The organism is Marivita sp. (assembly GCF_017643905.1).
GTDB lineage: Bacteria > Pseudomonadota > Alphaproteobacteria > Rhodobacterales > Rhodobacteraceae > Marivita.
Genome location: NZ_JAEPMO010000156.1, coordinates 1 through 9,401 on the forward strand (window position 1 = coordinate 1; position 9,401 = coordinate 9,401).

6 protein-coding genes are annotated in these 9,401 nt (G+C 59.2%); 4 read left to right on the forward strand and 2 right to left on the reverse strand.

Annotated features, from left to right (window positions below; all coding sequences use genetic code 11):
• Positions 1-102 precede the first annotated feature (102 nt).
• The gene (gene epsE, locus JJ869_RS19375) at positions 103-1,251 is read left to right on the forward strand and encodes an exopolysaccharide biosynthesis GT4 family glycosyltransferase EpsE (RefSeq protein WP_366510483.1); all 1,149 of its coding nucleotides are present in this window, start codon (positions 103-105) and stop codon (positions 1,249-1,251) included.
• A 7-nt stretch (positions 1,252-1,258) separates the two neighbouring features.
• Here epsE and JJ869_RS19380 read toward each other — a convergent pair whose 3' ends face one another.
• Complete coding sequence (locus JJ869_RS19380) at positions 1,259-2,305, reverse strand: glycosyltransferase family 2 protein (protein WP_292269724.1); 1,047 nt, start codon at positions 2,303-2,305, stop codon at positions 1,259-1,261.
• A gap of 234 nt (positions 2,306-2,539) precedes the next feature.
• Between JJ869_RS19380 and galE the strand changes: the two genes are divergently transcribed.
• Positions 2,540-3,556 carry a UDP-glucose 4-epimerase GalE gene (gene galE / locus JJ869_RS19385; protein WP_292269727.1) on the forward strand — a complete coding sequence of 339 codons (1,017 nt, stop codon included), beginning with the start codon at positions 2,540-2,542 and terminating at the stop codon, positions 3,554-3,556.
• 4 nt (positions 3,557-3,560) lie between these two features.
• Here galE and JJ869_RS19390 read toward each other — a convergent pair whose 3' ends face one another.
• Positions 3,561-5,771: a hypothetical protein gene (locus JJ869_RS19390; protein WP_292269730.1), complete on the reverse strand. Its 2,211-nt coding sequence runs from the start codon at positions 5,769-5,771 to the stop codon at positions 3,561-3,563.
• 224 nt (positions 5,772-5,995) lie between these two features.
• Here JJ869_RS19390 and JJ869_RS19395 point away from each other — a divergent pair, with 224 nt between their 5' ends.
• Both JJ869_RS19395 and JJ869_RS19400 read left to right on the forward strand, forming a co-directional pair.
• Positions 5,996-6,964, forward strand: a complete 969-nt coding sequence (locus JJ869_RS19395; RefSeq protein WP_292269732.1) for a glycosyltransferase family 2 protein — start codon at positions 5,996-5,998, stop codon at positions 6,962-6,964.
• A 44-nt stretch (positions 6,965-7,008) separates the two neighbouring features.
• Positions 7,009-9,255 (forward strand): glycosyltransferase family 2 protein, encoded by a 2,247-nt coding sequence (locus JJ869_RS19400; protein WP_292269735.1) that lies wholly within the window; start codon positions 7,009-7,011, stop codon positions 9,253-9,255.
• Positions 9,256-9,401: the final 146 nt, after the last annotated feature.

Sequence of the window (9,401 nt, forward strand, 5' to 3'; positions counted from 1 at the left end):
AGATTCAACTAAACAACACCAATATAGGCAATGTGTGTGACTACAGAAATTTGCCCGAACACAACCGCTAAATCATTGAAATAACTCAGCCAGCCACCCTCAATTCAGGCGAATTTCGGCGGATTTTGTCGAACTTGGGTTTACAGCACAACCGTTCCGCCTTCGGGTTTGATCTCGCATCGATGGTCGCAAGAGGCGATGGCCCGCACGACCTATCTGGCTTCGCGCAATCCTGCGTTGCTTATGGCGATCCTGCCGCGCTTGCCCTGGGGCCTGATCCTGAAAGAAGCGCGGCGCCTGCCCAAGGACGAGGCGAAAACGTTCCTCAAGGATGTCATCATCAGCGCCCCGGCGGCGGAAAAGCTGGCGCGCGACTGCAAGCGTCGCGGCATCACCCACATTCACGCCCATTCCTGCGGTCGCGCTGCCCTGATCGCCGCCCTTGCGCATCACGCGCATGGGCTGTCCTACAGCCTGACCCTTCATGGACCGCTGCGGGATTACGGTGTCGGCCAGCGCTTCAAATGGCGCGGCGCCGCTTTTGTCAGTGTCATCACCCGCGCGTTGCTTGACCTGTTGCCCGGCCAATTGGGGGACGCCTTGCCGAAACGTCTGCCTCTGCAGCCGATGGGGGTTGATACAAGTGCCTTCCGCCGCGACACGCCCTACGTGCCACCGGTTCCCGGAGAGCCTTTGCGGGTGTTCAGCTGTGGCCGTCTGAACGTGGTCAAAGGCCATCAGGATCTCATGCAAGCGGTCCGGTTGATGATCGACCGTGGTCAGCCGGTGAACCTTGAAATCGCGGGTGAAGACGATGCGGGCGGAGGCGGTTTTCACAAAGAGCTGGACACGCGCATCGTTGAACTTGGGCTTGAGGATCATGTCACTCTTCTGGGGGCCATCAGCGCCGAAGCGGTACGGGACAAACTGATGTCATCGCATGTCTTTGTTCTGGCCAGCTGGTCGGAACCTTTGGGCGTGGCCTATATGGAAGCGATGAGTTGCGAAGTCCCCACCATCGGGACAGACGCGGGTGGTGTGCCCGAGCTGATCACCACTGGCGAGGACGGCATTCTGGTCCCGCCAAAAGACCCCGAGGCTTTGGCAAAAGCCTTGATGCAGCTTGCCGCAGACCCGGATATGGCAATGTCACTGGCAAAATCCGGACGCGGCCGCGTGGTGGCCGATTTCGAGTCAAGCCGCGGCGCAGACATGCTGGTTCGCGAAATCTGGAACTCTCCAGCCAACTGACCGGCGCTCAGGATTTGTAACGATCTCCGTACATGCGTTCCTGCATGTCGATATACCACTTTTTGAAGTTCCGGATCGGGAAGAAAAGGAACACCGGGATTTGCGCGATGCCATAGGCGTAGGCCCGCACCGTGGGAAAGCTGATCCGCTTCTGCGCCGCGTCGATGGCCACGTAAAGACCCATGAACTTTCCAAAGGATGCCGCGCATCGCAGGGCGGATCGCACGCGGTTCGGGCTGTGCACCGCATGCAGGGCCAAAAGGTTGCGCACCCGAATTGTATTGATGCGAAAGCGGCTGGCTTTGCTGTCATTGCCGTCGGCATGGAAGAACCCGGCGTCCGGGGCGACAACCAGACGACCGAACTGCGACATGCGATAGGAAAAGTCGCTGTCTTCATGTGTCGCATAGTAGCGGAGCAATTCCGTCCAGCCTGACTCTGTCGCAAATTTCCGCCGGAAGGTGGTGCGCCCACCGTTGACCAGTCCACTTGGAAACACGTTTAGGTGCTGCACGGATGCTGGCACGGGTCCCATATCCACGGGGTCGCCGTAAGGCACGAAATGGCTGTCTAGTGTCAGTTGGCTCTCGAACCATTGCCGCAGCTTTGACGTGGACGCCCCAGTCTTGGCGGTGGGATAGGTGCGTTTGCGCGCGGGTTCGTAAGGGCCGGGTGTGAATTGGCCCGTGACCATCGCGATCTCATCGTCCGCGTCGGCTTCGTAGACACGCATCACAATCTCGGCGGCATCGGGATACAGATAGATGTCGTCATCCAGCGAAAACACGATGTCCGACGTCGCAAGGCCCAACGCCTGATTTCGTTGAAAGGTCAAGGACCGCACATCGGCAGGGACATAAACCAGTGTCACGTCCTGCCAATCGGCCGTGAATTCAGACACCATTTGATCTCGGTTGTCCTCCCAATCGTCGGACGCGTCCACAATGACGACCTCGGACGGTCGTCGAGTTTGCCCCAGCGCACAGCGAAGGGTTTCGACCAGAAAATGGGGTCGATTGTATGTGCAGATTGTCAGCGTCCAAGACAGGGTCATAAGCCTACGATAGTCACTCTCTTACTCAACGGTAAATTTTCCGCGGTGTTAGCATTGTAATTTGACCAAACTGCGGCGCGATGCGCAGGAATTGTCAATCACGAGGCAGTTTAGGTTCTGAATCTTAACACGGCAGGGTACCGATCCTGGACTTATTTGGTTACTAAAGCCTCGAATGCGCGGTCATGGCGCAGGTAAGACTGGTGCGACCGGTCCGTGGCAGGAGGATATTCGGTGAAACAGCGCGTGCTTTTGACAGGGGGGGCCGGGTATATCGGGTCTCACACTTATGTCGCCCTCGTCGAAGCCGGCTATGATGTTCTGATCCCCGACAATTTCAGCAATGCCGCACGGGACGTGCCAAAACGGCTCTCCAAGATCACTGGTCACGAGGCTGTCGTGGTTGAGGCCAATGTGCTGGACCGCGCGTCGCTGGACCGCGTGTTTGCGGAGCAAAAGATCGACGCGGTGATCCATTTTGCCGCCTTCAAGTCGGTGGGCGAAAGTGTGCGCAAGCCGCTGGCCTACATGCAGAACAATGTTGTGGGCTTGGTAAATCTGATGCAGGCGATGGACAATGCTGGCGTACGCCGGTTGGTGTTTTCGTCCTCGGCCACGGTATATGGCAATGCCGCAGAGCTACCGACCCCTGAAACTGCGCTGCTCAGCTATGGAAATCCCTATGGGTATTCCAAGCTGGTCTGCGAACAGATCATCGAACAGACGGTCGCATCCGATCCAAGATGGACTGTCGGCGTGCTACGCTATTTCAATCCTGTGGGCGCGCACCCGTCTGGCTTGATCGGAGAAGACCCGTCGGGCATTCCGGACAACCTTATGCCCTATGTCGCCAAGGTGGCGGTGGGCGAACTGCCCATTCTATCGGTGTTCGGAAACGATTATCCAACGCCGGATGGGACCGGCGTGCGGGACTACATCCATGTTGTTGATCTGGCCCGAGGCCACGTGCAGTCGCTCGCGGCATTGGAGCGTGACGGGCAGGGCCATGTCGTGAACCTTGGCACCGGGCGTGGCTATTCCGTGCTGGAGCTGATCGCGACCTATGCGCGGGCCAGCAATCGGGACATCCCCTACAAGATCGCGCCGCGCCGAGACGGGGATGCCGCAGCCAGCTATGCCGATCCCAGCCTTGCCAAAAAGGTCCTGGGGTTCGAGGCACAGTACGATCTGTTCGACATGTGCCGCACCAGTTGGGTCTGGATGCAGAACTCGGCCGAAACGGCAGAGTGATCGTTCAGTCTGCCAATTCCTTAATTGCCATGCGCACGGCGCGATTGGGGTTCTGTTTGAGGATGTGTTCCCCGAGTGCCTTGGCGAGGGTCGTATGGCCCTTTTCGACGGCGCGGTTGAACAGCTCCCTCTGGTAGCGCGGGAAGCTGCGCCGTTCGCGGAGTAGTTTGTAATAGTCGTGCGCGCCCAGCGTGCCGTTCAAGGCTCCAAGGATGATCGGACTCAGAATGCCCATCTGGTTCAGGGAACTGCCCAGCCGGTGCCCCAGAAGCGGCGCGCGCAAGTGTTGCACGTTGTCGCCGGTGAACCGCGCGGCGTGCTGCGCGTCGAGCGGTTCGTAGGGATCATACAGGATCGAAACGCGATTGGCGGCTTGGCTGACCACGGCGGCGTCACCGTAGGGTCCGGAAAAGTCGCGGTCCCAGACCACCTTGTAGCGCGTTTCCCAAGGCACGATGGTTTTGTCGACCGTTGATTGCGGAGATATGGCAACCACGTCACATCCGGGGGCAGCGGGGGAAAAGGCGCAGGCGGCATACCCGCCCATAGACGCGCCATAGAACACCACGCGCTTGAACTGTTCGAAGAACCCGCTTGCCTTCAAATCGTCGAATTGCTCGTAGACCCAGGGTTCGCGGTACCATGTCCAGCCGCCCGCCAGAACACCCAGCATCGACCAGCCCTGATCCTTGATAAAGCTGTAGCCCCAGGGGCGGCGGTCCTCGCGTTTGGTCATCGCGATGTCGAGATTGTCGAAGGACACCACCAGCGTGTCCGGGTCGCGCGGGATGTAAAGGAAACTGTGCCCGTTGGTGCCCGCGCGATACCAGCCTTTGAGACCGGCAAGCTGCAGCGCGATGGCGTCCCAACTGTCATCGGTGACAGGTTCGGGCGGGTTGGGTGTGACCCGGATGCGCGTGACCTGCTTGCCGTCATCCTCGCGTGTCGACAGGGTTGTGTTCGCGCCATAGGGCTTGAGAAACGGAAACGCGCCAGAGCCGCGCCGGACATCCATGAAAACCCGTGTGTCGGAATGGATGCAGCGTTGCAGGAACAGTTCCAGAAACTGCGTTTTCCACTGATCGCCAAAGCCCTGCAGATTGCACAGCACATCCACCGGGCGCAGGTCTTTTTCAGCGCGGATCACTTTGATCCGATCCGGGTCGACCTCGTTTTCGGTAAGGAAGGTGATGTACTCGGCCAGCCAGGGCATGTCCTCGTCTTTGAACTTGGCGCGGCGATTGGTGTTCACCAACTGGATGTCGCAATCGAACTTGTGGTGCAGCGCCAGAACGAAGCTGCGTGCTTGTCCGGTCAGGTCGGCCACACTGGTAACCTCATCAAGGTCCAACTCGTCGATCAGAGCACCGTCGAATGTCGTGTTTCCGCGCCCCTTGATCGGCGCGAGTGCCGGGGTGATGCCATGCTCTTGCACCAACTTTTCGAGATACGAGCCCTTGGGCGGCAGCCCGTCATGCAGGTTGCCCAATTGCCGCTTGTTGGACGCCCAGAGGTGCAGGGCGGTCGTCTCGGACGTGATCAGCCCTTCGGCAATATCGGCGCGTCGCATGAACTTGAACCGTTCGCGGAAGGTGATCGGGTAGAAGGCATTGAGCGGTTGCACATGCTCCTCCAGCCCAAGCGCATGCACATAATGGGTCACCATCATCGGTCCCCAAACGCCCCAGGGCTGTTCGGTGATATGCACCGGTTTGCCCTTTTCGGCCTTCTTGCGCATCTCTTCCTTGCGCTTTTTCGGAAGGAAAGGCGCGATGGAGTAGCGGTCGCTGGTGAAATCGAGCATCTGGCGCAGCGCATCGCTGTCTGCTGGCAGACCAAGAACAGCGTTGTTCACACGGTGTTCGCCGGGCAGTTCGTAGCCGAAGACATAATCGCTGTCATAGTCCATCGGACGGTAGCAATAGACATCGGTATCCACCCAGATCATGCCGGGGTTCTGGTGGATCATGTGCAGGCGGAACCAGTCGGCAAACAGCGCATAGCTGTTCTTCTGCTCGTATTTGATGAAATCTTCGGTGTCGATGATCTCGCGTCCATCGCGGCGGATCACGCCTTCGGGGACGTTCGGAATGTCTTCATAGCTGAACAGGGTGATCTTCTGGCCCTTGTCGACAAAGGACTTCAGGCACAGCTGTTCAAGCCAGCTGAGCGGCCCCCCGATCCAGAGCGTTCCAACCTCGCGCGTGCGTGGCATCTGCATGTCCTCATTCGCGCCTCTTGTCAGTGCAGGGCGCCTTTGTTTTCGGGATGCTAGGGGCAAACGGCCGTTTTGTGTAGCCTGCGTGATATCTGACTCAGTTTTTGCGTCATTCGTGCCTTTGCTGCCATGCAGCTTGCAAGAAAGCCGCCTGACACGTAGTTTTTTGGCAAAATACGAATGATTGCGGTCGACCAAAGACCCGCGAGGCGAGGCATAAAATGAGCGGTGAGACCTACACGGTTGTCTCAACCATGAAGAACGAAGGCCCCTACATCATTGATTGGGTGGCCCATTACAAAACGCTGGGGTTTGACCACATTCTGGTCTGCACAAATGATTGCACGGACACGACTGTCGAGATTCTGCTGCGCCTGCAAGAAATGGGACTGGTCACGCAACACAACACCGTCGTGCGTCGCGCGGGCATTCACCGATCTGCCCTGCGTCAGGCCAGCCGCCGCTATGACATCGTGCTGAATGCCACATGGGTCTTTGTCTGTGACGTGGATGAGTACCTCAATGTCCATCTTGGCGACGGATCAGTGCAGGCGCTGGTCGAAGGCTCGGGGCCGAATGCCGATGTGATCTCGGTGCCGTGGCGGGTGTTCGGGTCGGACGGGATCGAAGCCTTTGCCGACAAACCTGTGACCCAGCAATTCCGCATGGGCGAATACGAATGGGACGCCGAGCTGCGCCCCGAGACCGGCAAGTTCGTCAAATCGCTTTACACCAATCAACACAAGTTTCAGCGCATGGGCCTGCATGCCCCGGTGTCGCTTGAGGAACATGTGGCCGACACGCGTCGCGTTTTGCCTGGCGGGATCGACTATGTGATCAACGGGGAACGCACCGCCAATCCGCCGCTCTTCACCCATGCGCAGGTCAACCACTATGCGCTGCGGTCGATGGACAGCTTTCTCGTCAAACGCGCCCGCGGCCGGGCAAACCATTCCCACCATGTGCTTGGGATGGAGTATTGGGAGCGGTTCAATCTGAACGACGAAAAAGACACCTCGATCGACCGGTACAAGACCAAGGTGACCAAGCTGGCCAAGGAGTTGAAATCCGATCCGGTGCTGGCTGATCTGCATGCGCGTGCAGTTGACTGGCACAAACGCAAGGCGGCATCCTTGAAAATCGACCCGGACATGGACGATCTGGTCAACGGGTTGAAGGCGGCGTTATGAGCGGGCCGCGACCGACCGGCTGTTGAACCGCAGGTAAGGACGACATGGGACAGGTGATCGAACGACGCTTGCTGGGTATGGGGCTTGGCCCGATCACCCTTCTTGACGCCGTTTCCACGGATCACGAGGACGGCCCGCGCGCCACCCTGTTCTTTGCAGCGGGAAGCGATCTATCGTCCCTGGGGCATGCAGACGGCATTGAACCGCTGTCGCAAATCAGCGTCGGGGGCGCAGCCTGCATCACCTATCCCCTGCCCGCAGATGGTCGAATTCGGCTGACGCTGGCTGGTGCCCCGGTCGACATCACCCCTGTGGCGTCGGAGCAGGCCCGTTTCGAAGGGCTGAACTGCATCGCCGCTGTGCGCAATGGCGAAGATGCACAGACCGTTGCGGTCTGGTTGCAGCACCATGTGCAGACCCAGTCGCTTCAGGCGGTCGTTATCGTGGACCGGGCAAAACCGGGGACTGACCCGGCCTTCGCATCCGATCTGGCGGCTGAACTGGACCGCCTGACACTCGACTGTGACGTGACCATCCTGACCAGCGATCTGCCGCTGGGCCGCAACGATGCCCCTGCGGAATCGCATCCTTTCTGCGTGCCGGAAGCCCCCGGCAAAGACCGGATGAAAGTGCCAAAGCCATCGCCTTGGGACTCTCCCCTTGGGGCCATGTCGCTTTACGAAATCCTGCGCGCCCGGTTTCTGAGGCAGGCGCGGGCGGTCTGCAATATCGAGGTGCACGACCTCATGCCGCTTGGTGCGCCCAACGTGTTCGACAGCGCGGTCGAGGCCGATGGCGGGGTGATCGCGCTTTACGGGCGGCACTGCTATCCGTGGCGCGTGCGCAAGGACGATCCCACGCGTTTTGCCGATCACATCTGTGTCCAGTTCGATGCCCGCGGCGGGCGTCAGCGCTGGTGCATTGCGCCGGCCAAGGCAACGGATGCCGCAATCTGGCGGATGATCCGCATCGGCAACGCGATTCCAGACCGGGCGCGCACGCAGTTGTTCTATCGGCACATGGCGCTGCGGCATCCGACGCCGTCGATTTCCAAGATTGTCCCCAAAACCTCGCTCATCGAACACCCGCCGCTGATCGAGATGTCCGAGCAGTATTGGGGCCACAAACCGGTTCGGATGCCCGAACTGGAGGCCGATGCGCAACCCAAGGGCAAGGGGCGGCGCGTGATCGTCACCACCATGAAGAACGAGGGTCCGTTCATCCTTGAATGGCTGGCTTATCACCGGGCCATCGGGTTTGACGATTTTCTGGTCTACACGAATGATTGCACCGATGGCACCGACACCATGCTCCAGATGCTGGAACGCAAGGGCATCGTGCAGCACCGTGAAAACCCGTTTCGGGAAAGCGGGCTTAAGCCTCAGCACGCGGCGTTGCAGGCGTCGGACGACGAGCCGATCGTTAAATCGGCGGCGTGGCTGACCTGCATCGACGTGGACGAGTTCGTGAACATCAAGGTGGGTGATGGCACGCTGGATGCGCTGTTTGATGCTGTCCCTGACGCCAACATGATCGCCATGACATGGCGGTTGTTTGGAAATTGCGATGTGCATGAATTTGTGGACGGCCCGATCACCGAACAGTTCCTGCGCTGCGCGCCGGAATTTGCCCGCAAGCCGCATCAGGCCTGGGGCTTCAAGACGCTGTTCAGGAATATTGGCCTGTTCAAGAAAATGGGGGTGCATCGGCCCAAAGGTCTCAACCCCCAGCTTTGGGCAGACATCAACTGGGTTAACGGGTCGGGCAAGCCTTTGCCACGCGAAATGTTCCGCAATGGCTGGCGATCCACCACCGAGACCTATGGCTATGACCTCGTACAACTGAACCACTACGCCGTGCGCTCTGCCGAGAGTTTCCTTGTGAAACGCGACCGAGGCCGGGTGAACCATGTCGACCGGGATCAGGGGCTCGCCTACTGGTTTCGGATGAACAACAATTACGAGGAAGAACTGTCGATTCAGGCGCGCATGCCGATTTTGCGCGCGGAACTGGAGCGGTTGTTGTCAGATCCAGACATTCGCGCCGCGCATGACAGCGCGGTTGCGGCGCACAGGGCCAAGATCGACGAACTGCGTGCGACCGAGAATTATGCGAATTTCTATGCGGATCTGACGGGCGACCGGTTGGAAAAACTGTCGCGGTTGCACAATCACTTCGGCTCCAACGTGTTCCTGTCTGGTCCCGAGGTGGTGCCGGATGACGTCTTGCAGAAGGACCCCGAGGAAGACTGGTTCTTCACCGTCGAACTCACTGGCGAAACCGCGCATTGAGTCTCTAAGCGATTGAAGGCCGCCCTGTATGGGCGGCCTTGTCATCGTCCGCGACGGGCCTTGGTCAAAGGCACCGTCGCGGGATTGGGTGTGGGGCCGTCAGAGGCCCGTGCTGGCTCAATTGAGCAGCGACCAGATCAGCGAGC